Annotated in this window: 20 protein-coding genes; 15 read left to right on the forward strand and 5 right to left on the reverse strand. The window is 45.0% G+C overall.

The genetic code is table 11. The features are described 5' to 3' along the window. The first annotated feature begins 34 nt into the window (after positions 1–34). From gmk to KO501_RS17195, 9 genes are all read left to right on the forward strand, one after another. Complete coding sequence (gene gmk, locus KO501_RS17155) at positions 35–670, forward strand: guanylate kinase (RefSeq protein ID WP_216030916.1); 636 nt, start codon at positions 35–37, stop codon at positions 668–670. Positions 671–798: 128 nt separating this feature from the next. Further along, entirely contained in the window at positions 799–1,071 is a 273-nt protein-coding gene (gene rpoZ, locus KO501_RS17160) for a DNA-directed RNA polymerase subunit omega (protein ID WP_216030917.1), read from the forward strand. 141 nt (positions 1,072–1,212) lie between these two features. Next, positions 1,213–3,321: a bifunctional GTP diphosphokinase/guanosine-3',5'-bis pyrophosphate 3'-pyrophosphohydrolase gene (spoT, locus tag KO501_RS17165; protein WP_216030918.1), complete on the forward strand. Its 2,109-nt coding sequence runs from the start codon at positions 1,213–1,215 to the stop codon at positions 3,319–3,321. 19 nt (positions 3,322–3,340) lie between these two features. Next, positions 3,341–3,727 carry a RidA family protein gene (locus KO501_RS17170; RefSeq protein WP_216030919.1) on the forward strand — a complete coding sequence of 129 codons (387 nt, stop codon included), beginning with the start codon at positions 3,341–3,343 and terminating at the stop codon, positions 3,725–3,727. Positions 3,728–3,834: 107 nt separating this feature from the next. Beyond that, complete coding sequence (gene recG / locus KO501_RS17175) at positions 3,835–5,907, forward strand: ATP-dependent DNA helicase RecG (RefSeq protein ID WP_216030920.1); 2,073 nt, start codon at positions 3,835–3,837, stop codon at positions 5,905–5,907. After that, positions 5,900–6,661: a class I SAM-dependent methyltransferase gene (locus tag KO501_RS17180; RefSeq protein ID WP_216030921.1), complete on the forward strand. Its 762-nt coding sequence runs from the start codon at positions 5,900–5,902 to the stop codon at positions 6,659–6,661. The genes recG and KO501_RS17180 overlap by 8 nt, the downstream gene beginning before the upstream one ends. Positions 6,662–6,670: 9 nt before the next feature. Beyond that, positions 6,671–7,144: a peroxiredoxin gene (locus KO501_RS17185; RefSeq protein ID WP_216030922.1), complete on the forward strand. Its 474-nt coding sequence runs from the start codon at positions 6,671–6,673 to the stop codon at positions 7,142–7,144. 287 nt (positions 7,145–7,431) lie between these two features. Further along, positions 7,432–8,121, forward strand: coding sequence for a response regulator transcription factor (locus KO501_RS17190; RefSeq protein ID WP_216030923.1), 690 nt, complete (start codon positions 7,432–7,434; stop codon positions 8,119–8,121). Positions 8,122–8,183: 62 nt separating this feature from the next. After that, complete coding sequence (locus tag KO501_RS17195) at positions 8,184–9,365, forward strand: NAD(P)/FAD-dependent oxidoreductase (RefSeq protein WP_216031127.1); 1,182 nt, start codon at positions 8,184–8,186, stop codon at positions 9,363–9,365. A gap of 511 nt (positions 9,366–9,876) precedes the next feature. Here the strand turns inward: KO501_RS17195 and KO501_RS17205 are convergent. Beyond that, positions 9,877–10,119 carry a transposase gene (locus KO501_RS17205; RefSeq protein ID WP_216030925.1) on the reverse strand — a complete coding sequence of 81 codons (243 nt, stop codon included), beginning with the start codon at positions 10,117–10,119 and terminating at the stop codon, positions 9,877–9,879. A gap of 327 nt (positions 10,120–10,446) precedes the next feature. On the opposite strand from KO501_RS17205, the gene KO501_RS17210 reads away from it, so the two are divergent. Beyond that, positions 10,447–11,244, forward strand: coding sequence for a hypothetical protein (locus KO501_RS17210; RefSeq protein ID WP_216030926.1), 798 nt, complete (start codon positions 10,447–10,449; stop codon positions 11,242–11,244). Positions 11,245–11,736: 492 nt separating this feature from the next. On the opposite strand, the gene KO501_RS17215 is transcribed toward KO501_RS17210, so the two are convergent. Then, on the reverse strand, positions 11,737–13,377 hold the full coding sequence (locus KO501_RS17215) for an acyl-CoA synthetase (RefSeq protein WP_216030927.1): 1,641 nt from the start codon (positions 13,375–13,377) through the stop codon (positions 11,737–11,739). A gap of 422 nt (positions 13,378–13,799) precedes the next feature. Between KO501_RS17215 and KO501_RS17220 the strand changes: the two genes are divergently transcribed. The 4 genes from KO501_RS17220 (at position 13,800) to KO501_RS17235 (ending at position 18,444) form a co-directional block, all read left to right on the forward strand. Beyond that, positions 13,800–14,990 (forward strand): CDP-glycerol glycerophosphotransferase family protein, encoded by a 1,191-nt coding sequence (locus KO501_RS17220; RefSeq protein WP_216030928.1) that lies wholly within the window; start codon positions 13,800–13,802, stop codon positions 14,988–14,990. 11 nt (positions 14,991–15,001) lie between these two features. Next, positions 15,002–15,394, forward strand: coding sequence for an adenylyltransferase/cytidyltransferase family protein (locus KO501_RS17225; RefSeq protein WP_216030929.1), 393 nt, complete (start codon positions 15,002–15,004; stop codon positions 15,392–15,394). Between the two features lie 402 nt (positions 15,395–15,796). Further along, positions 15,797–16,696, forward strand: coding sequence for a polysaccharide pyruvyl transferase family protein (locus KO501_RS17230; protein ID WP_216030930.1), 900 nt, complete (start codon positions 15,797–15,799; stop codon positions 16,694–16,696). A gap of 185 nt (positions 16,697–16,881) precedes the next feature. Beyond that, positions 16,882–18,444 (forward strand): peptidase S10, encoded by a 1,563-nt coding sequence (locus KO501_RS17235; RefSeq protein ID WP_216030931.1) that lies wholly within the window; start codon positions 16,882–16,884, stop codon positions 18,442–18,444. A gap of 59 nt (positions 18,445–18,503) precedes the next feature. Here KO501_RS17235 and KO501_RS17240 read toward each other — a convergent pair whose 3' ends face one another. The 3 genes from KO501_RS17240 to KO501_RS17250 all read right to left on the reverse strand — a co-directional run bounded on the left by KO501_RS17240 (position 18,504) and on the right by KO501_RS17250 (position 22,223). Then, positions 18,504–19,406 carry an SDR family oxidoreductase gene (locus KO501_RS17240; RefSeq protein ID WP_216030932.1) on the reverse strand — a complete coding sequence of 301 codons (903 nt, stop codon included), beginning with the start codon at positions 19,404–19,406 and terminating at the stop codon, positions 18,504–18,506. Positions 19,407–19,711: 305 nt separating this feature from the next. After that, a complete protein-coding gene (locus KO501_RS17245) occupies positions 19,712–21,826 on the reverse strand; it encodes a TonB-dependent receptor (protein ID WP_216030933.1) in 2,115 nt (704 codons plus the stop codon). 85 nt (positions 21,827–21,911) lie between these two features. Beyond that, a complete protein-coding gene (locus KO501_RS17250; RefSeq protein ID WP_216030934.1) occupies positions 21,912–22,223 on the reverse strand; it encodes a hypothetical protein in 312 nt (103 codons plus the stop codon). 302 nt (positions 22,224–22,525) lie between these two features. Between KO501_RS17250 and KO501_RS17255 the strand changes: the two genes are divergently transcribed. After that, complete coding sequence (locus KO501_RS17255) at positions 22,526–23,704, forward strand: flagellinolysin (protein WP_216030935.1); 1,179 nt, start codon at positions 22,526–22,528, stop codon at positions 23,702–23,704.

Here is a 23,704-nt window from a genome sequence, read left to right on the forward strand (position 1 = left end):
AAATCACCACATCATGATGATAAAAAGCAAGACTATGGCTTCACTACTTGGCAATCTTTTCATCCTCGCGGCCCCATCCGGCGCGGGAAAATCCAGTTTAATAAAAGCGTTACTGGAAAAACATGATGACAGCTCCTTGTATCCAATGCAGGTGTCTGTGTCTCATACCACACGTGCACCGCGCCCTGGCGAGGTTGACGGGGTACATTATCATTTTGTATCTCGTGAACAATTTGAAACGCTAATTGAACAGGGTGTGTTTTTTGAATACGCAGAAGTATTTGGCAATTATTATGGCACGTCGCGGGTAACCATAGAGCAAACCCTACACCGTGGTATTGATGTTTTTCTTGATATCGATTGGCAGGGAGCACGCCAGGTAAAAGCGGCACTGCCAGATACCTGTGGTATTTTTATATTGCCGCCATCGGCTAAAGTGCTGCGAGACCGGTTAACCCGTCGTGGGCAAGATGCCGACGAGGTTATTGATAGCCGCATGCGCGAAGCGGTGTCTGAGATGTCTCATTATGACGAGTTTGATTACGTGCTAATTAACGACAACTTTGCCACGGCCTTAGCCGAACTGGAAGCCATCGTTTGCGCCCAGCGCCAACGAACAGTGAAGCAGCAATTGCGCCATCAAAACCTGATTCAGGATTTGCTGAAGTAACAATGGGCTTGGGTAATACCAAGCTATTGGTGTAAAAGCGAACAAAATACTATAACTATAACGGCTTGTGTTATATACTACGCGGCCATTTTCAAATATTCGTTTTAGTTCATTTTCGGAGTAAAGACATGGCTCGCGTAACAGTAGAAGACGCCGTAGATAAAGTTGGTAACCGCTTTGACCTGGTTTTGGTTGCAGCACGTCGTGCGCGCCAACTAGCAACCGAAGGTAAAGACCCTCAGGTTGATGTACAAAATGACAAGCCTACCGTTACCGCTTTGCGTGAAATTGAGCAAGGTCTGGTTAATGCAGATACCCTTGAGCAGGACGATATGCGTGATCAGGAAAGACAAGACAGTGCCGATTTCTCGTCAGTAGCGAATATCTTGTCTGATCAATAAGTACCAAAACACCGGTATTTAGCAATATTCTTAAGCGCCAGTGAACTTTAATCGAGTTCACTGGCGTTTTGCCATTGGCAATTGGCTCATTTCTCATTATTCTGTTGGTACAGGCAAAAATCGCAGGAAAGTAGTACGCACGTGTATTTATTTGAGGGGTTAAAGCAAAAAATATCCGAATATCTGTCGGCTGACCGTGTTCAGTTGGTGCAGGACAGCTTTGTTTTAGCTCATGAAGCCCACGATGGGCAAATGCGTTCTAGCGGCGACCCATACATTACCCATCCCGTGGCGGTTGCCGGCATTCTTGCCGATATGCACATGGATCACGAAACACTCATGGCAGCCTTGCTGCACGATGTTATTGAAGATACCCACTACAGCCAAGAAGATTTAGCCGAAGCGTTTGGCGAAACCGTCGCCGAATTAGTGGAAGGGGTAAGCAAGCTCGATAAAATTGCCTTTAGCAGCAAGCAAGAAGCCCAAGCCGAAAATTTTCGTAAAATGATGATGGCCATGGTGCAGGATATTCGGGTTATTCTGATAAAACTGGCCGACCGTACTCACAATATGCGTACCCTAGGTGCACTGCGGCCAGACAAGCGCCGTCGTATTGCCCGAGAAACCTTAGAAATTTATGCCCCTATTGCCCACCGTTTAGGTATTCACGATATAAAAAATGAGCTGGAAGATTTAGGTTTTCAAGCCATGCACCCCATGCGTCACCGAGCGTTGAAATCGGCGGTAAAACAAGCGCGGGGTAACCGTAAAGAAATTATCGAGAATATCCGCCAAGAACTGTCGTCACGGCTGGTGGGATATAAAATAGACGCCAATGTCGTCGGGCGAGAAAAACACCTGTATTCCATTTACCGCAAAATGAAAAACAAAGAACTGATGTTCAATGAGGTGATGGATATTTACGCGTTTCGTATTGTCGTAGACTCCTTAGACAATTGTTACCGTTCTTTAGGTGCCATGCACGGCTTATATAAACCTATCGAAACCCGCTTTAAAGACTACATTGCCATTCCCCGCACTAACGGCTATCAGTCGCTTCATACCTCACTTGTTGGCCCCCATGGTATTCCTGTTGAAGTTCAAATTCGTACTTTGGCTATGGATCAAATGGCAGATAAAGGGGTGGCTGCGCACTGGCTATACAAAGAGCCAGGAGACAGCGACAACACCGCACAGTTGCGGGCAAGAAAGTGGATGCAATCGTTGCTGGAATTACAGCAAAGCGCCAGTTCTAGTTTTGAATTTATTGAATCGGTGAAAACCGATTTATTCCCCGAAGAAATTTACGTTTTTGCGCCCGATGGACGCATTGTCGAGCTGCCGGTAGGAGCCACCGCAGTAGATTTTGCCTACGCGGTACACTCGGATGTGGGTAATACTTGCGTTGGGGTAAGAGTAGAGCGAAGAAACTACAGCCTCAGCAAGCCATTAGAAAACGGCCAAACCGTAGAAATTATAACCTCACCGAAGGCGAAGCCTAATGCGAATTGGCTGAACTTTGTTGTGAGCGCCCGCGCCCGAACGCGTATTCGTCAGTATTTGCGCAAACAGCATTCCCAAGAAGCAGTAAACATGGGCAACCGATTACTGCGTCATGCCCTTGGCTCGGTAAAACTGGAAGATATTTCCCAACAAGATATCGACCGTGTGGTGGTAGAAACCAAACATCGCACCTTTGATGAGTTGCTTACCGCCATTGGTTTGGGCAACGAACTTAGCGCCATTGTGGCCAGACGGCTTCTCGGCGAATCGGCAGAGTTACCGGAGAAACGCGGTAATGTTGCTATTCGTGGCACCGAAGGCTTGCTGGTTAATTACGCCCGCTGTTGTCATCCTATTCCCGATGATGAAATTGTGGCGGTGCTTAGTCCAGGCCGAGGCATGACCATTCACCAAACCGGATGTAACAACATTCGTAAACTCACTCGGGAAGAGCCTCAACGAGTGCTACCTATGCAATGGGACGAAACGCCCCAAGGCGAATTTAAAGCCTCGCTGCGTATTGAACTCTACAATCACCAAGGTACACTAGCCAATCTAACCAATATGATTGCCAGTTGTGACTCGAATATTATTGGTCTTCAAACCGAAGAAAAAGAAAGCAACATCTACTTTATCGATATTGAACTGACTACCCACAACCGCGTGCACTTGGCTCGGGTGATGAAGAAAATCAGAACGATGTCAGAAGTGCAGCGCGTATCGCGTCACAGTCAGTCACGACACTAAATTACTCACAGGATCTAACATGGCTAAATCTATTATCCAAACCGATAATGCGCCTCAGGCGATCGGTACATACAGTCAGGCGGTAAAAGCGGGCACTACCGTTTATCTTTCTGGGCAAATTCCCCTTAACCCGCAAACCATGGAAATGGTGTCTGAGGACTTTGCTGAACAGGCCACTCAAGTATTTGAAAACGTAAAAGCCGTTTGTGAAGCCGCGGGTGGCACCATGAACGACTTGGTTAAAGTGAATATCTTCTTATTGGATTTATCGCACTTTGCTACGGTTAACGAAATTATGTCTAAGTACTTTTCTAAGCCGTATCCTGCCCGTGCAGCCATCGGTGTTGCCGCCCTGCCTAAAGGGTCGCAAATTGAAATTGACGGCGTAATGGAATTACCCGAGTAAGTCTTTAATGTTGGCGGTATAGCATATCCTGTACCGCCAGCCTCTCGCCAAGCGCCGACGAATACCTTACACTGCGCTTATGCCCTCTTAAGAATGTCTTAATTATCATGCAGTCCCTTGCTCAAACACCCGTTACCGCGTTAAAAGGCGTGGGCGCGAAGGTGGCTGAGAAGTTAACTAAAATTGGCTTGCACACCGTGTCTGATGTGCTCTTTCATCTGCCGTTGCGATACGAAGATCGCACGCGGGTTTACACTATTGATACGTGCCGACCTTTTACCCACGTGAGTATTCAAGGCGAAGTAAAAAGCGCCGATATTCAGTACGGTAAAAAGCGTATGTTGGTGGTGAAGGTGTCTGATGGCAGCGGTACCATTACCTTGCGTTTCTTCCACTTTGGCGCAGCACAGCGCACTTTACTGTCGCCGGGCAATTGCGTGCGATGTTTTGGTGAAATTCGTACCGGCAAATGGGGGCTAGAAATGATGCACCCCGAATTTACCCTTATTGTTGAAGATGAAGAAGCCCCAGAACCCACCCTCACGCCGGTATATCCGTCAACCGAAGGGGTAAAGCAGTTAACCTTGCGGGGCTTGTCTGAACAAGCTTTGGCACTGCTTGATAAAGGCGGTTTGGCCGATTTACTGCCCGAAGGCATGTACGAACAGCAGGTAGATTTAGCCTCGGCGTTACGGCTTGTACACCGGCCACCGCCAGATGTGTCGTTAGACAGCATCGAGCAGGGCGCACACCCTGCGCAAAAACGCCTCATTTTAGAAGAACTGCTGGCTCACCATTTAAGTGTGTTAAAAGTTCGTCAGCAGGCCCAATCACAGCCCGGCATTCCCATTAAGGTAAACCCAACACTAATTGGTAACTTATTAGATCGCTTGCCGTTTTCGCCTACCGGCGCCCAACAGCGTGTGGTGGCCGACATTCAAAAAGACATGGCCTGTAACACCCCCATGATGCGTTTAGTGCAAGGGGATGTTGGCTCGGGTAAAACCTTGGTGGCCGCACTGGCTGCGCTGTCAGCAATTGGAGCAGGGCATCAGGTGGCGCTAATGGCCCCCACCGAACTTCTAGCCGAGCAGCACGCAAATAACTTCCGCGATTGGTTCGAACCCTTAGGTATTCAAGTGGGCTGGCTGGCAGGTAAGCTTAAGGGTAAAGCTCGTGAGGAAGTGCTTACTCGCTTAGAATCCGGCGATATTCAAATGCTGGTGGGTACCCACGCTATTTTTCAAGAGCAAGTGAATTACCAGCAATTAGCGTTGGTGATTGTAGATGAACAACACCGCTTTGGCGTACATCAGCGCCTCGCCCTGCGCGAAAAAGGTGAGCGACAAGGGCGGTTTCCTCATCAGCTGATTATGACCGCAACGCCTATTCCACGCACCCTCGCCATGACCGCCTACGCCGATCTTGACACCTCGGTGATTGACGAATTGCCGCCCGGTCGCACGCCGGTCACCACGGTGGTATTGCCCGATACCCGTCGTGGTGACGTTATTGTGCGTGTGTATGAAGCGTGTCATCAACAAGGACGGCAAGCATATTGGGTATGTACCCTTATTGACGAGTCGGAAGTGTTGCAGTGTCAGGCCGCCGAAGACGCCGCTATCACTCTACGCACCGCGTTGCCCGATTTACGGGTAGGCTTGGTGCATGGCCGTTTAAAACCGGCAGAAAAAAAAGCCGTAATGGATGCCTTTAAACAAGGCGAACTGGATTTACTGGTGGCCACCACCGTTATTGAGGTTGGGGTGGATGTACCTAATGCCAGCATTATGATTATTGAAAACCCAGAACGCTTGGGGTTGGCCCAGTTGCACCAGTTACGAGGCCGGGTAGGGCGAGGTGCAGTAGAAAGTCAGTGTGTACTTATGTACTCAGGGCCCCTGTCTAAAACAGCCTCTCAGCGTTTAGCCGTATTGCGAGAATCGAACGACGGTTTTTATATTGCCCAGCGGGATCTAGAAATACGTGGTCCAGGTGAACTGATGGGCACAAAGCAAACCGGCATGGCGCAACTGCGTATTGCCGATTTAGTCAGAGATGCCGAACTCGTGCCCCAGGTACAGCATATTGCCGAACGTCTGTGGCAAGATTACCCGTCTCATGCCCAAGCTATAATTAATCGCTGGATAGGGTTTAAGGAGCAGTACGGAAATGCCTAATATTCCAGTTTATATTTCGTCGACATGGGATGACAACGACGCCCAAAAACTAAAGGGCGTAGCCCTGCAATGGCAGCTGCCCGAGCAGGTTGATCTCCCCGAAGGGCTGGCCGTAACCATTGATAACAACAAGTTGTCGGTGAAAGATTTCGCCAACCCCAAGCAGCAAGGGGTGGCGGTGGATTTTTTGTCTGCCAGTAGTCTTTACCGGCAACAGCATGGAGGTCGAAAAAAAGAGCCTCTTGCAAAAGCAGTAGGGTTAAAAGGCCTAGATAGTTTACATGTGGTTGATGCCACGCCTGGTCTTGGCCGAGATGCCTTTGTTCTGGTGTCGCTGGGTTGTCGGGTAACCATGATAGAGCGGTCACCGGTGGTGGCAGCGCTACTTGATGATGGGCTAAAACGTTTGGCCTTACAGGATGAGGCGTTAGCCAGCCGGTTTACCCTTATTCATGGCGACAGCATTGAGCAAATGCAGAACAATTTAATTGATGTGGATGTGGTTTATCTTGATCCGATGTTTCCACATCGGAAAAAATCTGCTTTAGTAAAGAAAGAGATGCGGTTGTTTCAACAATTGCTGGGTGCAGATGAAGATGCCGACGATTTATTGGCTCCTGCGCGAACATTGGCGAAAAAACGGGTGGTAGTGAAACGCCCAGCGTACGCTGAACCTCTGGCAAACAGAGCACCAGAAACGGCCATTACCAGCAAGAAACACCGGTTTGATGTTTATATTACACTCACTCACTAGGAGAGAAGCATGATCAACGTTGGCAGTACATTGCCCGAAGTAACCTTTGGCCTGCTAAAGGACGGAAAGATGACAAACCCTCATACCCATGACATTTTTGGTGGCAAACGAGTGGTGGTATTTGCAGTGCCTGGTGCGTTCACGCCAACATGTTCAGCGGCTCACTTGCCCGGATATGTGGCACTGGCCGATAAAATAAAGGCTAAAGGTGTAGACGACATTGTATGCATATCGGTAAACGATGCTTTTGTAATGGATGCTTGGAAACAGTCTGCCAATGCCGATGAAATTACCATGCTGGCAGACGGCAACGCGTATTTCACCAAGTCCATTGGGCTGGATATGAATACCAGCGATTTTGGTGGCACACGTAGCGTACGCTATTCCATGTTAGTGGAAGACGGAGAAGTGGTTAAGCTGAACGTTGAAGATCCGGGCCGTTTTGAAATTTCTGATGCCGAAAGCATGCTAAAAAGCCTGTAATTTTACGCAAAATCTATGAAAACCCGTCTTTGTGGCGGGTTTTTTTGTTACAGAAACCGGTAAATTAGCTATTCGTATTTTTATTGCGCTGCGTCATAATTTTGGGTGTTTTTTTGCACAACCATCTGTACTCCCTTTTTCATTCTGTTATTCTCTTAGAATAGCGCAGTGCCTATTTCGGCAAGAAGCACCAAGTAATTTAAATTCGGGTGTGTATTTATAAATGCGTTTTAGGGCAGTCAGGAAGAGCTGCGCCGCGCTAGTTGGAGTCACGTAGGGATACCATTATGTTAAACAGCAATCAAAAATTCGGCGTTTATCTCATCTCCAAATCACTTTCCTCGGATGAAGCAGATGACAGTAAAGTTGTACTTTTTAAACAGCTTTTACAAACCTGCGGCTATGTGGTCACAGAGCTAACATCCATAGAGCAATTAGACGCAACCTCCAATCAAGATCTTATCTTTTTCGACGCCTCAGAAGCAGAAGACAAACTCGGCGCTTATTATCGGTATGACGGCTGTGCCCGTTGGATCTTATTTAATTTGCAGTCCGGAGAAATTGACGAATGTGAGGCCATTATTGCCGGCGTTGAAGGCACCTTTTACGCCAGTGACTCTCCTGAATTATTACTAAAAGGTGTACGCAGGCTTGCAAAGATGGATGTGTGGTTTAAACGCAATTCCATTAACGAAGCATTACGGCGTTTGCGTCAGCAGTCTCGCAAATCTCCAGCGGCCCTTAGTCGACCTACCACCATTAACAGTTCCGCAATTCATCCTAAGCTGACTAAGCGAGAGATCACAATTATTGAACTGGTAGCAAAAGGCTCTCAAAATCAAGAGATTGCCGATCAACTTCACATTAGTGTGAATACAGTAAAAACCCACATCTACAGTATTTTTAGAAAAACCCATTCGCGAAATCGTATTGAGTTACTGTCGTGGTCGCAACAGTTTGTGGGTGAATTCGGTTAACGCTTCACCTTAATGTATTCGCCCTCTATAATTCGCACCTTTGTAGGTGTAAGGGGATGGGTGTGATTCAAAAAGACGTGGTTGTCATCGGCGCGGGAGCAGCAGGTTTATTCTGTGCTGCACAAGCGGGTAAACGTGGGCGTTCGGTGGAAGTATTAGATCACGGCAAAAAAGTGGGTCGCAAAATACTCATGTCCGGTGGTGGACGCTGCAATTTCACTAACATGTATGCGGGCCCCGAAAATTTCATTTCTAATAACCCTCATTTTTGTAAATCAGCACTCAGTCGTTATACCCAATGGGATTTCATTTCTCTGGTGGCCGAGCACGGCATCGCCTACCACGAAAAAACACTGGGTCAGTTGTTTTGTGATAACAGTGCCTCAGACATCGTTAATTTACTGACCACTGAATGCAATAAAGCGGGTGCAACCATTAAGACGCGCTGTGAAATCAGCCATGTCGAGAAGGAAAACCACTTGTTCACGGTGCACACATCCCTTGGGGTGTACCAATGTGAATCCTTGGTTATTGCCACTGGCGGGTTAAGCATGCCGAAAATTGGCGCCACCCCCTTTGGTTATCAAATCGCAGAGCAATTTGGCTTAACTGTGCTTCCCACACGGGCAGGGCTTGTGCCTTTTACCCTGCATGAAGATGACAAAAAAGCTTTGGATGGATTAAGTGGCATTGCCATTGATACCAGTGCCACATGCAACGATACCGCTTTTCGTGAAGCTATGTTGTTTACCCACCGTGGATTAAGCGGGCCGTCGATGTTGCAGGTGTCTTCTTACTGGGAGCCTGGCGATGTCTTGCATATTGATATGCAACCCACCGAATCGGCGGCGACCTATTTAACCGAAGCACAGCAAACCACCCCCGATGTGCAATTATCCACCGTGCTAGCTAAATACTATCCCAAGCGTTTGGTTCAAGCCTTTATACAATTGCATCAATGGCGCAATGAGCCGGTGAAACGCCTCACCCCTGCAGAGATAGCAACCATTGATGAGCAATTGTCAGACTGGCAGGTTAAGCCTAACGGCACTGAAGGTTATCGCACTGCAGAAGTCACCTTAGGCGGCGTTGATACCGATGAATTATCATCAAAAACCATGATGAGTAAAAAACAAGAAGGCTTGTTCTTTATTGGCGAAGTGGTGGATGTTACCGGTTGGCTAGGCGGCTATAACTTTCAGTGGGCATGGAGTAGCGGCTGGGCTGCAGGGCAGTTTGTTTGATCTTGTGTAGAGACAATAAAGTTTGCCCGCAAGCATTATTGTTTGCCCGTAAGAATAGTGTGTACTATTTTTTATCGAGGTAAACTTTATTGGATCAGTTATGGGGCGTGGCAGAAAACTAGAGACTTTTGAAGACTATTCGAGAGCAATTCCCGTTACTTCCCCTCAATTACACTCAAAAAATTGCCAAAATCATCGGGTTGAACACTCCACTCACCCAACTAGCGGTGAGCCAATCGTTATCACAACGGATTTTCTTCGGACGATTAGCACTGAAAGTGGTATTCGCTACCTAGCTATTTCGGTAAAGCCTGAAGACTCAATATAGCTTCAGGCGACGGTTTTTTGTCACGCTGCTTCCAGTATTCAAAAGTACTTCGGTGGACATCCAGTACTTTGTACAATTGATTCAGAGGACAACGACTGCTCTAATTCAGTCTCTCGATTAACGCGAGTGTTTCATGGAGTCCGACATCAACAGAGCAGAAGCTTTTTTTAATATATCTTTCTCTTACTCAAGTCGCTCAACCTGCTTTTTAAGCTCCCTGATTTCACGCTGCTCATCGGTCATGGGGGTTGCCTGAGGCGCTTTACCTGCACGTTCCTCACGCAATTGACTTACCCATTTACCAATAGTGGAGTAACCGACGCCCATTGCTTCGGCGGCTTCTTTATTGGTGTAACCTTGATCAACTACCAACTGCGCTGTTTCGAGTCTGAATTCAGGACTAAAGTTCGGGCCTTTCTTTGCCATTTTGTCACCTAACTTTGTTATGCTGCTTTCATAGCAGCTCTAATTAGGTGGCCAAATTAACTATGCCACTACACTTGTAAAGAGTGGACTGCAGAAGGTCAGGCGTTAATGGTGAGAGGACTTCACAAAAATAGCAGCGATGATAAAACTTTATCCTACGTTTGAAATACCCACTATAAATTGAAAAGAGCGTAACGTTAACGACAGTGAGTTGTTAGTAAGGCTACAAACTATTTATCCAATATTTAAATAATTGATGTTGTGTTTAGTCATTGGGTTGTCTATTATTTGACCACTTAATGGAGAAGAGTTACTAAAGGTTAAAGGATGAAACCCACTTTATTGTTCCCTCTTATTGCAGCTCTCGCGGGCTGTTCAACGCTTGATCTTGCCGAACAAAAGACGTTATCGATTGACGATACAACAACTGAGGAGACTGCCTTCGATGTACTAGAAATAGCCTCAGCGCCAGGTCAACTTCGCAATGTATATATATGGACTAAAGACAAACAGAAAATTGTTTGCCCAGAGCCATTCCCGGACATTGGCATGTCCACATCTTTTGAAACGGCAATTACTACGTCCAATGATGCTACACAGGCGCTGACTTCCGCACTAGATACGGCGAATGATTCTGAGACCGTTGAATTAGCACAAGCCCTTGAAGCCAGTTTAAAAGCAACTTCAACCGTAGTTGCTCTTTCAGGGCGCAGTGAACTGACTGTGCTCAATGCGAACTTCGCTTCTATGGTATGTATTCTCGCAGCCAATGGCTATCTAGAACCAGATGGCTCAGGAAATGAGTCACCAGTTCAAGCTAATGTCTCAATAATTATTGATACCATGTTTAAGATGGTTGAGGCTGATAGGTTAAAAGCCGCTACCGCAGAGGCAAAGGCAAAAACTGAGCAAACGAAAGCAGAAACTGCCAAAACGGAAGCAGAGGCAGCGGCAGCAAAGACGCTTTCGACTGTGAAAAGTGAACACAACGCTGTACTTCTGAAGATCTATAAACCGCAATTTGATAAGACCTTAGAGAAGTGTAGAAGCGAGGCCAATGGGGATATCGATATAGAAAAGGTCTGTCAGGAAAACTATGACAAATCAATCTCAACACTACAATAAAGAAAGGATGATTTATTATGGATTTAACTACCAGTACATTTTACAACACACTTATTACGTATGGTTCACAACTCTCTGTGTGGATCGAAGGTAAAGTGTATTTAGCGACAGTTATAGGCAGTAGTGGCGATTTGTTTACCCTCGAAATCGACCAGAATGGAACTAAAATCAATTTATCCATACATTACACAAATATTATAATTGCTTCCTAGTTGAATGTAGGTTTATAAGAAACTTTCGAGTCTCGCTTTACCGGCAGTTTTACGTTTCTAATATTCTTGATCTCTGGTAGTGAGAAGTATTTAGTGGCGAAATGAATATCTATGTTGTTTGCTATTTGTACCTCAGAAGAGTTACCCATAAATGTCTTTGTTTTAATTTATGAATTGTGCCGCGACAGCAATGCCATCCAACGAAAATGGCGAGTTTTGCCTTTCGCCCTGACGTATTGCCCTAACAGCGGGGCAATAGCCGGTGGCGGTACCCCGCTTATTAGTTGGCGATAGACGCTTTGCTATTGAGTTGTTTGCGTAACGCGAATTTTTGAATTTTTCCTGTCGAGGTTTTCGGTACTTCTTCAAATTTCACCACTCGCGGTACTTTAAAATGTGCGAGATTGGCTTTGCAGTGGGTAATCATTTCGGCTTCGGTGGCACTTGTTCCAGCTTTAAGTTCGATAAAGGCACACACGGTTTCTCCCCATTTTTCATCTGGCATTGCCACAACGGCGGCAAGCATCACCGCAGGGTGTTGATATAAACAATCTTCTACTTCAATACTGGAGATATTCTCGCCGCCAGAAATAATAATGTCTTTGCTACGATCTTTTAACTTGATGTAATTATCGGGGTAAATCACTGCTAAATCGCCGGTTTTAAACCAGCCGTTGGCAAAGGCGTCAGCGGTAGCACTGGGATTTTTGAGGTAGCCTTTCATGGTGATGTTGCCCCGCACTACAACTTCACCAATGGTTTCACCGTCTTTGGGGACCGGCTGACCGGTTACGGTATCAAATACATCAACCCCTTGTTGCAAGTGATAGCGGACGCCCTGGCGAGAGTTTAATTGGGCCTGCTCGGCTAGGCTAAGTGCTTGCCAATGGTGCTGTTTGTCGCACACTATAGCTGGGCCATACACCTCGGTTAGGCCATAAACGTGAATAATATCAAAACCTAGGCTGTCCATTCCTTCTATCATCGCCGCAGATGGCGCTGCGCCAGCCACAAAGGCCGACACCTTGTGCTCGATACCCTGTTTTAGGCTATCGTCGGCGTTAATCAACATAGAATGCACAATGGGAGCGCCACAGTAATGGCTTACCTTGTGCTGCCTGATCAGATCAAAAATAAGCGCAGGGTCAACTTTTCGCAAGCACACATTGATACCTGCGCGGGCGGCAATTACCCAGGGAAACGTCCACCCGTTGCAATGAAACATGGGCAATGTCCACAGGTAACAAGGGTGTTTGGGCATATCCCATTCGAGTATATTTGACACCGCAGCCAGATAGGCACCACGGTGTGAATACACCACCCCTTTAGGGTTGCCGGTAGTTCCCGAGGTGTAGTTCAACGCAATGGCATCCCATTCGTCGGTGGGGGGCTCGGCAACAAACCCCTCGTCACCGCTGGCAATAAAGGCTTCGTAAAACACATCACCTATGGCTTCGCCCGGCCCGTCATAAAGCACATCATCTACGTTGATAACCTTTGGCGGGTTAGGCAGGCGCAATAACGCCCTTTTCACCACCTGACTAAACTCTTTGTCCACTAAAAGTAATTTGGCTTCACCGTGTTCGAGAATAAAAGCGATGGTATGTTCATCTAAGCGAATATTAATGGCGTTTATCACCGCGCCTACCATAGGGATGGCAAAATGAGATTCCACCATCGCGGGGGTATTGGGGAGCATTACCGCAACGGTATCTCCTTTTTTAATGCCGGCTTTTTTCAATGCCGAGGCATACCGACAACAGCGCTGATAAGTTTGCGCCCAAGTTTGTCGTAACGCGCCATGAATAATACTGATTGCATTTGGGTAAACATCGTTGGCGCGGGCTAAAAAATCGACCGGCGTGACAGGCGAAAAGTTAGCTTCATTTTTCTCTAAACCATTGGAATATATCGAGCTCATTTTCAATACCTCGGTGATAAACAGGCACAGTGATCAAACTTAAATGATATTCCTTTTTAAATTGGGTGTTAATGATATGTATCAAATAATTTGTAAATAATAACATTTGTTGGGCATTAATATTACAGGGTTAGCCTATTTCGGCTTATGGCTAACTAATGGGAATGCAGAACTGTGCCTGCAACCGAGTAACAATGCGGGGCACTATAGCGTTTATTTATTTAACCTACAGCAGCACCAATACCAACCCTGGATGCGAAGTAGGGGTAGGCAGGTGAGAACTTTTCATAGGTGAAACTATTTCCTGGTTTATGCCTTAGAATTAGAAAAAAAGACTGATATATTTTATATAATTAATGATATAAACTAATTCCTTGGCAATTTAGAGCACGTCGTGTTGAAGTATGTTGTGAGTAAGAAGAGTGAAAAAAATAAAACTCATTATGTTGTTACTAAAAAATTATCTATTTTATATATTAGGTAATTTAATTCCAAAAGACGAAAAGGTTTGGGTATTTGGTGCTTGGTTTGGTCAAAAATTTAATGATAACCCCAAAGCCTTTTTTGAGTATGTTAATAAAAAACATAACCAGAAATATAAGACAATATGGATTACCAAAAATAGTGATGTGATCCACCAAGTCCGTGAAGCTGGAGGGCTTGCCTACCACGAACAAAGCGCCCGAGGAATTTGGTGTCAACTCCGGGCAAGTAAAGCCATTATTTGTCAGTCCTTGCACGATGATGTTTTCTCTCCATGTATCGGTAAAAAAACGAAAGTCATTCAGCTTTGGCATGGTATTCCTTTAAAAAAGATCATGTTTGATGTTTTTGCGGATAGAAAAAAGAAGAAAAATGCCTTCGGTCGTTTCGTAGATTTTATGTCGCCTTATAACAGGCACAGAAATGACGTTGTTATTGCTACAAGCCCATTGACCCAAAAAATCTTAGCTCAAGCATTTAGAGTCGATGAAGCCCAGGTGCTACCGTGCGGTTTCCCTCGCAATGATGTGTTTTTTACAACAGATAATAATACCGAGAATGACCGCTTTAGATGCATCTATATGCCAACCTTCAGAGGAGGAATGGCATCGGAATGTGATCTGTTCGAACGCTATGGATTTGATTTCGAACACATAGAAAGGCAGCTAACCAAGCACAATATTGAATTAACTTTGCGAATGCATCCGGTAAATAAGCCTCCAGCTAATATAGTACAAAAAATAAAAAACTCTAAGGTAATAAAATTAGATTCAGGTAATGATATTTATGATTCGATTAGTCAATACGACTGTTTGATTAGCGATTATTCTAGTATCTATTTTGATTTTCTATTGTCAGACAAGCCTATTGTATTTGCACCCTTTGACCTCGATGAATATAAAAAGCGTGAGCGCTCTCTTTATTTTGAATTTGAGGCGGTTACATTGAAGCCCTATTGTTATTCGTGGGGCGAAATAATCCATCGTCTAATCTCGTTAAAAGAAAATGAAATAGATGAAAAGTATAAAAATGAATATCAACGATTAAAAGAAAAATTTCATAATCTAGCTGTTCTAGATGAGTCTCCGTTTTCAGCAAATTTATTTGACTATTTAAATAGCATTAAATAAGGATTTTTACTGTGAAGAGAGTGTTAACATTTGGCACATTCGATTTGTTTCATGTTGGCCATTTAAAAATATTAAAAAGGGCCAGAGCCCTAGGGGATTATCTCATTGTCGGCGTATCTACTGATGCACTGAATTATTCGAAAAAACAGCGTAATCCAATATACAATCAAGAGCACCGAAAAGAGATAATTCAAGAATTAAAATTTGTAGATGAAACGTTTTTTGAAGAATCCCTGGCGCTTAAGCGTCAGTATATCATTGATTATAAAGCTGATATATTGGTAATGGGGGATGATTGGAAAGGGCGGTTTGATGAGTTCAAAGATATTTGTGAAGTTGTTTACTTATCAAGAACTGCTTCAATTTCTACTACTGAAATTATAGAAATCGTTCGAGAAACGTAAAATCCCCTCTTAGTTTAGAGAAAGTTAGAGAATTTTCGCTTTTTTTAGCTGTAACCCTATTAAAAGCGACTTCGTTATATGTTGGTAAATCAATAGCTTGTATTTTTAATACGGTTTTTCGTATGGCATGTGACGAAGTGCTTTTAAATTGTAATAAATCATACATATTATTCACGTAAAATAAGTCAAAAATGACTTAAGTGTTTGAATAATATGGATGATGTTATTTTATTCGGCCGTTTTGATCAGCACGAGTATGGAAGTTTACTCTATCCTTTAGTTATGGAGCGAGTGTTCAGTGACCTACTTCCTAATAAAAATGTATTAGTTGCTAGTCTTACACGACACAATCTACCTCATTGTGTAGCAAAGAAAACCATATCAATAAAAAAAGCGCTAAAAATGAGTGAGGACGATGCCACCTTATTTATGGTGGGCGACGAGGTTATTGCTGGGCCTACAACGATAGGTAAGTACCCTTTTACTTTATCTCGTGTTGAGGTGGGTAACACAAGAAAAATTGTTTATGATTCAGTGGATACTAGTCATTTTGTAGATGGTGCTGAGACAGCCAAGTTTGTGCCCGTAAACGAATTGCTCAGCGAAACCTGTAGCCTTTCTGTTAGAGATAAATGCTCACAAATTCAATTGCAGCGTGTGGGTTGTCGTGGGCCGCAATTAGCGCCTGATTTAACCACTGTTATGTCATCTTATATCTCTGTTGCTGAGTTAGAAAATAAATCATCATATGTCGCGAAACAGATTATTGAAAACTATATCAATGGCTATCTTGTTGTTCAATTAGCCCAAGAGGAACTAAAAGGTAAAGAAGCCGTTTTGGCCAAAGGTTTGTCAGAAACCAGTCTAACCCTTGATTTACCTATTGTATTTATTACTAACGGAATAGAACAAGAAGGTGACAGTAAGCTAGACGGCATTGATAGCATCGTCTCTTTGTTAGATGACAAGATCACTTACAGTATCCATGCGGACGGTAATATTTTCGATGTAATAAGCCTAATTCGCAATGGATCTTGCTACTGCGGAAGTAGCCTACACGGTTTAATTACCGCGATGTCGTTTAGCGTTCCTCGGGTTGCCCTCTTATCGTCATCGGAAAAACAAATTAACTACATGGATACATGGGATCTCTCTCATATGCCAAGGGTCGTTACACCTGCCCAACTGCCTGTAGCTGTGGCCACGGCCATTGACACGCCAAGTGAAGACTTAACGTTGTTAAGTCATAACTTAACCCATACTTACTTAGACAGGTTTAAGGGTCTGAGTGCGCTTTTCTAACCCTGTTCATTAAAGCGAGAGGTAGGGCGTTTATCTTACCTAAATGCCAGTTATCGCAGCCGTTTTTTGTTACCTATTTTATATTGGCTACTTAGCTTTTTTTTCATATAGTTCAGGGGATTAGGAGTTTTTGACGATGCCGTTCGTGCTAGTTTTGATAGGTCTTTAACTAGTGGAGTGTATTCATGGGACAACGATTATTAGTTCCCCTTCTTTGTGCAAGTTTGCTTTCATTTACCACCGCCAATGTATTGGCCGCATCAGATACCGATAAAACACAAATTCAAAAGATTCAGGAGGCAACCGACAAGCAGGTTGTTACCCAGCATCACATTAAGTTGAACGGTAAAACCTTTAAATATTCGGCAACCACCGGAAACATGATCATTAAGGATGACGACAACAAACCGTCAGCCAGTGTGTTTTATGTGGCCTATACCAAACCTGCCGATAAGAATGAAACCCGTCCGGTCACGTTCGTATTTAATGGTGGTCCAGGCTCTTCTTCATTGTGGTTACACATGGGCTCGTTTGGGCCAAAACGTGTAAAAACCACCAATGCTGCGCCTACGCCTACTGCGCCCTATACCTTATTGGATAACCAATACACCTTACTCGATTCCACCGATCTTGTATTTATTGATGCTTTCGATACGGGGTTAACCCGTGCACTTAGCGAAGAAAGCAACGATAAGCAGAAGTCGAAGGGCGCTAATCCGGGACAAAAATTCTGGGGTGTTGATCAGGACGTTGATGGTTTTGCTCGTTTCATTACGCGCTACGTAACGGTTAACCAGCGTTGGAATTCACCGAAGTTTTTGATGGGTGAATCTTATGGCACCATTCGTGCGCCGGCCCTTGCCAATAAACTGCAAGAAAGTGGCATGGCCATGAATGGCGTAGTGCTGATATCCAGTATTTTGAACTACGGGGCTGATGCACCTGGGCTAGATAGAGAATTCGTTGGTCTATTACCCACCTTTGCATCGGTAGCGTACTACCACGATAAACTGCCTAGCAAACCTGCACAACTCGCGCCATTCTTAGACGAAGTGCGTGAATTTGCCGAAGGTGACTATGCCCGTGCGTTAGCCAAAGGGCACAACTTATCGGCCCAAGAGCAAACACTGATTGCCGAACGGTTACATCAATTTACCGGCCTGAGTGTGAAGTATTTAGAACACGCGAATTTACGGGTTGGACAATCTCAGTTTAGAAAAGAGCTACTGCGGGATGAAGAGCAAATTGTAGGACGTTACGATGGCCGCTTTACCAGCATTGATAAAAACAGCATTGGTGAGCGCCCAGATACTGACGCATCAGATACTGCGCCGTCCCCTGCGTTTATTGCCATGTTTAATGATTATCTAACTACATCATTAAACTATCATGCTGACGAACCGTATCGGGTATTTAGCCTGCAAGCCTTCCGTAACTGGGACTGGAGTCATAGACTGCCTCATAGTAATCGTAAATCACAACTGCCTTTTGTGGTTGATGATTTAGGTAATGCCATGCGTACTAACCCCTACTTACATGTATTTTCGGCCAACGGTTATTATGATTTGGCTACACCGTTTCATGCCACCGAGTATGACTTAGCACATATGCAATTACCTGATGCACGTAAGAACAATCTGGAAATTGGCTATTACCCTTCGGGTCATATGTTGTACTTAAACCCAGAAGCTTTGGTGTCGTTGCATGATGATTTAGAAGCTTTTTATCAACAAGTACTGACTAAATAGCGAGTTATAACTATAAAAAAAGGGCGATGTGAATCGCCCTTTTTTTGTTTTTAAACACCTTAAGGTAAGTGCTTTCCGCCCGTTACGCCCATAATTTCGGCCGTCACATAACTGGATTCTTGCGATGCCAAATACACATAAGTGGGGGCGAGCTCTGCCGGTTGACCGGGTCTGCCCATTGGCGTGTTTTCACCAAAGTTGGGTAGCTTTTCAGCCGGTTGTCCACCACTTTGCTGAATGGGTGTCCAAATGGGGCCGGGCGCAACGCCATTTACCCGAATACCCTTTTCAATCAGCATTTTTGCACAGGATTTTGTGAACGAGGTAATGGCCCCTTTGGTAGAGGAATAATCCAATAACCCCGGAGAAGGTTGATAACACTGAATGGAAGTTGTGTTAATAATACTACCGCCAGCGGGCATGTATTGAGAGGCCGCTTTGGTGATCCAAAACATGGCAAATACATTCGTTTGAAAGGTTGTTGTAAACTGCTCGGTAGAAAGATCTTCAATATTTTGTACAAACTGCTGCTTACCGGCATTGTTTACTAAAATATCCAGCCCGCCCATAAATTCATGGGCTTGCTTGACTAACGCGGTGCAAAATTCTTCGTTTTTGATGTCGCCAGCAATGGCGGTTGCCTCTACCCCGGCCTCTTTAAGTAGGGCCAGCGTGTCTTCACCGTCTACCTTTTCTTCAGGTAAATAATTGATCACCACACTTGCTCCTTCGCGGGCAAATGCGATGGCAACGGCCCGACCAATTCCCGAATCGCCGCCGGTAATCAGCGCCTTTCTGCCTTTTAGTCTGTCTGCGCCACGATAAGTTTGTTCTCCGTGATCGGAAGATGGTGACAACTTGCTGTCTAGGGCAGGGCTAGGTTGATCGCTGTTTTGGTGCGTGTCGCCGGTATGATATTGGGTGCGAGGATCTTGTAAAGTGTATTGATCTTGATTCGACATACTGCTTTCTCCTGTTTCGCTAAACATGAGTAAAAGAGAATTGCATTTCCTATGCCGGGAAGCATGCTTAGCACTTTGCTTTATACCGGTAACAAGGTTATTGGCGGTAGCCCTTGTAACTGGAGGGCGCAGCGGCGGGGAAAGTCGCGCTACACTCTTCGCGCAAGGTAGTCAGAATGGGGTAAGAACTACAGGGGTAGGTAAAAAACACAATCGCTGATAAAAAAAGGTAACGCCCGCTTTAAAGCCGGCGTTACCTTTTTTAAGGTTGAGAAGGACAGTACCGTTAGTCCCTCACACGGGTATTAGAAACTGGCACGCACACCTAAACTAACAGAACGTCCAGGTAGTGGTACTTCGTCTTTAACATAAGAGGAATGCACCCGGCCTTCAACATCTCCTAGGTTTTTACCTTCGAGATAAAAGGTCATATCTACGTCGTCTAAATCAAGGTAGTAGTTCACAGAGGCCGATACCATGTTGTAACCATCGGTTTGCGTTTCGTAGTCGGAAATTTTGTCTTGCTTATTGTTGCGAATAAACTCGACTTCACTATGCCAAGCACCTTGTTCGTAGTGCAAAGACGTACCAAAACGTAAAGGTGGAATACGCGGAACGTTACCGCCAGCGTCTAATTCCGCGCGGGTGTAATCAGTGAATACTTCCCAGCGTAACTCTTCGGTAAGATGCATATCTACCTGTGCTTCGAAACCGTATAGGTTGGCATCTTGTTGCTCGAAATTAATTACCGACAAGCCGTCTGTTTCTTCTTCGGGTTCTCCGTATAAGTCAACGTATTCGTCGAAGCTGTCTTCGGTGACTAAGCCACCGTCGAAATACACCAATCCTGTACGCTGTTCAAAAATATAGTCGTCGACCTGATTGTAAAAAACGCTCACTGTGGCATTCCACATGTCGGCATTGTAGCGATAGGTTAAATCCACATTGTTGGATGCTTCCTTGTCCATATCGCCAGAGGCTTGGCTAACTGAATACACACCATCTGCTTCGTCGATGTTGAAAGCGCCACCAATTTCATAGGTTTGTGAGCCAACATGAGGGCCGTAAGAGAAAATCTCAGAGGCGGAAGGCGCACGTTGTGAATAGGCATAGTTAAACGCCAATGAATGATTGTCGTTGATATTCCAAACCACACCGGCAGAACCAGACACCGACGTATAATCTTTGTCTTCAAAGGTGATGCTGCTGTCTAGTTCGCTATAAAATTCGTCGTCAACTTCGTGGGTGAGGGTTTCTACTCTTGCCCCAAGTTGCCACGTTAAATCACCAATTTGACGTTCTTCCATCATAAAGGCAGCAATAGAATCGGTGCTTGTAGGAGGCGTAAACGCTTCTTCACCTAATGCAGAGGCATCGGAGTAATTATAATGCACACCCATTACACCTTTCCAACCAGACACGGCTTCGTGATTGGCCCATAAGCGAGATTCAAAGGTTTTGTTTTTAAAGGTTGTGCCTACTTCATCACCTTCAAATTCGGTGTGTTCGTAGTCGGTAAAGCCATTTTGGAAATGTACTTGCTCGAAAAATCCGTCGAGGTTATTCCAGTCAATTACGCTTTGATAGCGATCTTGTTTGAGTTTTATATAAACGTCTTCTTCTACGGGTAAGCCGTATTCAGAGTCCATGCTGCCATAAGACAGTGCCACACGGGTGTCGTCGGTGATCCAGCCACCGCCTAAATTAAAACCATGGGCGCTGATGGCTGAATTATCCAGAGTACCGCTACCGCCGGATTCGTTCACATCAGCGGGTACAGGAATTTTATAGTCGTCAGTTTTACGGTTGTAGCCGTCAACGTGGAAAACAAAATCACCGGTACCCACGTTCAAATCCGTTGAAACGGTTTTAGAGTCGGCAACGTTATCGTACTGAGCAAACACTTCACCAGAGAGGCCTTCTTGACGCTCTGAAGGCAGGCGGTTGTCGACCACGTTTACCACACCACCAATTGCGCCACTACCGTACAGTAACGTTGCAGGGCCTCTCAGTACTTCGATTTGGCTTGCGGTTGATGTTTCGGTAGAGACTTGGTGATCTGGGCCTACACGAGAGGCGTCAGACGCATCTAGACCGTTTTGTACCACTTTAATGCGTGGGCCGTCTAAACCACGGATAATTGGGCTACTTGCCACTGGGCCGTAGTAAGTACTATGTACCCCAGGAACATTGGCTAACGTATCACCTAGCGTGGCAGCTTGGTTTTTATCTAACTCTTCACCACTTAATACCGAAACCGGGGTACTCGATTCCAATATGGTGCGACTTAAGGGTGATGCAGTGATGATAATATTTTCTACATCTTGCTCATCTTTTTGTTTTACCGCTTCGCTGGCTTGAGCATGGGAAGTTAAGGCCGCTAATACCGCGATCAACAAAGGAGACTTTCTAGTTTTCATTGCATTTTTCTCTTGTGTAAATAAAGAACACCATCCCTTCACCAACACAGTGAAGAGTTTTTAAATCAATAGAGGGGAAACAGAATTAAGCGGGTAGAGGTGGATCTCGATTTCCCGAACTGCGAATAAACAGTGGAGAGTGGCGAGTAGCCGCTAATTCAATGGTGATCTCAGCAAGAGATGTTGCTGTTGTAGACGGAAATGAAAACGGGAGTAGGTTGTCATGATCATCATGGGTTACACACAAAGAACAATGATTGTCGCTTTGCAACGCATGGGAGAGATCATGCCATTCGTATAAAAAACTGGTTCCCACCGCAGCCAATAGCATAAGCACGACAGTGTATTTTACTATCGTGGGCTTTATTGATTGGTGAGATAACGAATAGGTACTCATATGATATAACGTATCATGCGTTTGTATTTGGGTCGAGGTTGTCAGAAGACGGTAATAGACCATTCGTCTGTTAATCTATCGAGGGTTATTCGATAAAAAAGCAGATGTTTGGGATGCAAGAAAAAATTCATCGAAGCAAAGGCTTTTTACCGTAAAAAAAAGAAGCTTGATCCTATGCGTTGTCGTCGTTGTCAAAACCCTTCTGTGCCTTGCATTCAAATCTTTAACTAAAATTTACACTAGAGGGTGTGCGAAAAACCGTCAATGTGCCGATACAGGGTGACTGCAACGGGGGAATTAGCATGAATATACGGGATAATATTGTTACTTCTTATACAGACACGCCAGCTTTAATATCAGGTAAAGTGCCTTCACATACCGAAAGCACAGCCAAAGAAGGGCAAAGTCGTGCTCCGTCTGCCGATACGGTTTCCTTAACCCCGTCGGCTCAGGCACAGGCTAACAAAGCAAACGCCGATTCTCCTAATCCAGCGAATACTGACAATCCAGTCACCGATAAAAGTGTTTTTTCTGAGTGGAACAAAAGCTACCAAGATAAGGTGTATACCTTAGCGCAGTTAAAAACCAATTGGCTGGCTGAATCTGAGCGTATGGTGGAAGAACATTATGGTATTAAGGCGCAAGGTGATGACACTTTAACGGTACTGTTTAATGATGATCCCAACGTGGGATATTTAGCGGCGGTGAGCTACTTTCCAAATCAAGACGACGAATTAAGCAGAGCCACCGATCAAGTATTAACCATTGTGACGTCAAAATTTCCCCAAGGACAGGATGAAAACGGTGCTTACAAGCCTTTTTATGGCGACCGAACCATTGCCCATGAAATGACCCACGCCATCATGGGGCAAACTATGGATATGGACGCATTAGGAGAGTGGTTTAAAGAAGGCGCTGCTGAGTTGATCCATGGTGCAGACGAACGGGTGTTGTATCAACTGTCCGCCGTTAATGGCGACTTAGAAGACGGTTACAATGACCAAGACGTTGCCGCCTTTGCCCAAGATACGTCCTTTTTTGATCAATGGAATAATTCTAGCGAACACTATGCGAAGGGCTATCTTGCTGTGCGTTTTATGCATCAAGATATCGTTTCTCATGGTGGTGCTGGCATTAAAGATGTCATGCAATTTCTCACTGACGAAAAAATGTTGGCAACCGGTAATGCAACGGTGGACGATGCATTGGCCTATTTAGCTTATCAGGGGAAATCCTCATATGGGTCAGAGCAGGAATTTAAAGACGCCTTTGCCCAACAAGCCGTTACCCAGATAAACAATCTTAACCTTTATAATGAAGATACCGGCGCCATTGGTGGGTATGATGTGGACAACGGTGAAATCAAAACCGCAGAAAGCGTGGTGGACAACACCACAAAATCCCTGCCTTCAGAGCCACTGAAAGGGTACAAAGACGTACTTTTTCAGGATCCCAATACCACGTATTCGGCTTACAGCTAA

It is taken from the genome of Alteromonas sp. C1M14 (assembly GCF_018860965.1).
Lineage (GTDB): Bacteria > Pseudomonadota > Gammaproteobacteria > Enterobacterales > Alteromonadaceae > Alteromonas.

Coding starts and splice junctions, on each gene's coding strand:
- gmk (WP_216030916.1), top strand. CDS start 35: ATGGCTTCACTACTTGGCAATCTTTTCATCCTCGCGGCCCCATCCGGC.
- rpoZ (WP_216030917.1), top strand. CDS start 799: ATGGCTCGCGTAACAGTAGAAGACGCCGTAGATAAAGTTGGTAACCGC.
- KO501_RS17170 (WP_216030919.1), top strand. CDS start 3,341: ATGGCTAAATCTATTATCCAAACCGATAATGCGCCTCAGGCGATCGGT.
- recG (WP_216030920.1), top strand. CDS start 3,835: ATGCAGTCCCTTGCTCAAACACCCGTTACCGCGTTAAAAGGCGTGGGC.
- KO501_RS17180 (WP_216030921.1), top strand. CDS start 5,900: ATGCCTAATATTCCAGTTTATATTTCGTCGACATGGGATGACAACGAC.
- KO501_RS17185 (WP_216030922.1), top strand. CDS start 6,671: ATGATCAACGTTGGCAGTACATTGCCCGAAGTAACCTTTGGCCTGCTA.
- KO501_RS17190 (WP_216030923.1), top strand. CDS start 7,432: ATGTTAAACAGCAATCAAAAATTCGGCGTTTATCTCATCTCCAAATCA.
- KO501_RS17205 (WP_216030925.1), bottom strand. CDS start 10,119: ATGGCAAAGAAAGGCCCGAACTTTAGTCCTGAATTCAGACTCGAAACA.
- KO501_RS17210 (WP_216030926.1), top strand. CDS start 10,447: ATGAAACCCACTTTATTGTTCCCTCTTATTGCAGCTCTCGCGGGCTGT.
- KO501_RS17215 (WP_216030927.1), bottom strand. CDS start 13,377: ATGAGCTCGATATATTCCAATGGTTTAGAGAAAAATGAAGCTAACTTT.
- KO501_RS17230 (WP_216030930.1), top strand. CDS start 15,797: ATGAGTGAGGACGATGCCACCTTATTTATGGTGGGCGACGAGGTTATT.
- KO501_RS17235 (WP_216030931.1), top strand. CDS start 16,882: ATGGGACAACGATTATTAGTTCCCCTTCTTTGTGCAAGTTTGCTTTCA.
- KO501_RS17240 (WP_216030932.1), bottom strand. CDS start 19,406: ATGTCGAATCAAGATCAATACACTTTACAAGATCCTCGCACCCAATAT.
- KO501_RS17245 (WP_216030933.1), bottom strand. CDS start 21,826: ATGAAAACTAGAAAGTCTCCTTTGTTGATCGCGGTATTAGCGGCCTTA.
- KO501_RS17250 (WP_216030934.1), bottom strand. CDS start 22,223: ATGAGTACCTATTCGTTATCTCACCAATCAATAAAGCCCACGATAGTA.
- KO501_RS17255 (WP_216030935.1), top strand. CDS start 22,526: ATGAATATACGGGATAATATTGTTACTTCTTATACAGACACGCCAGCT.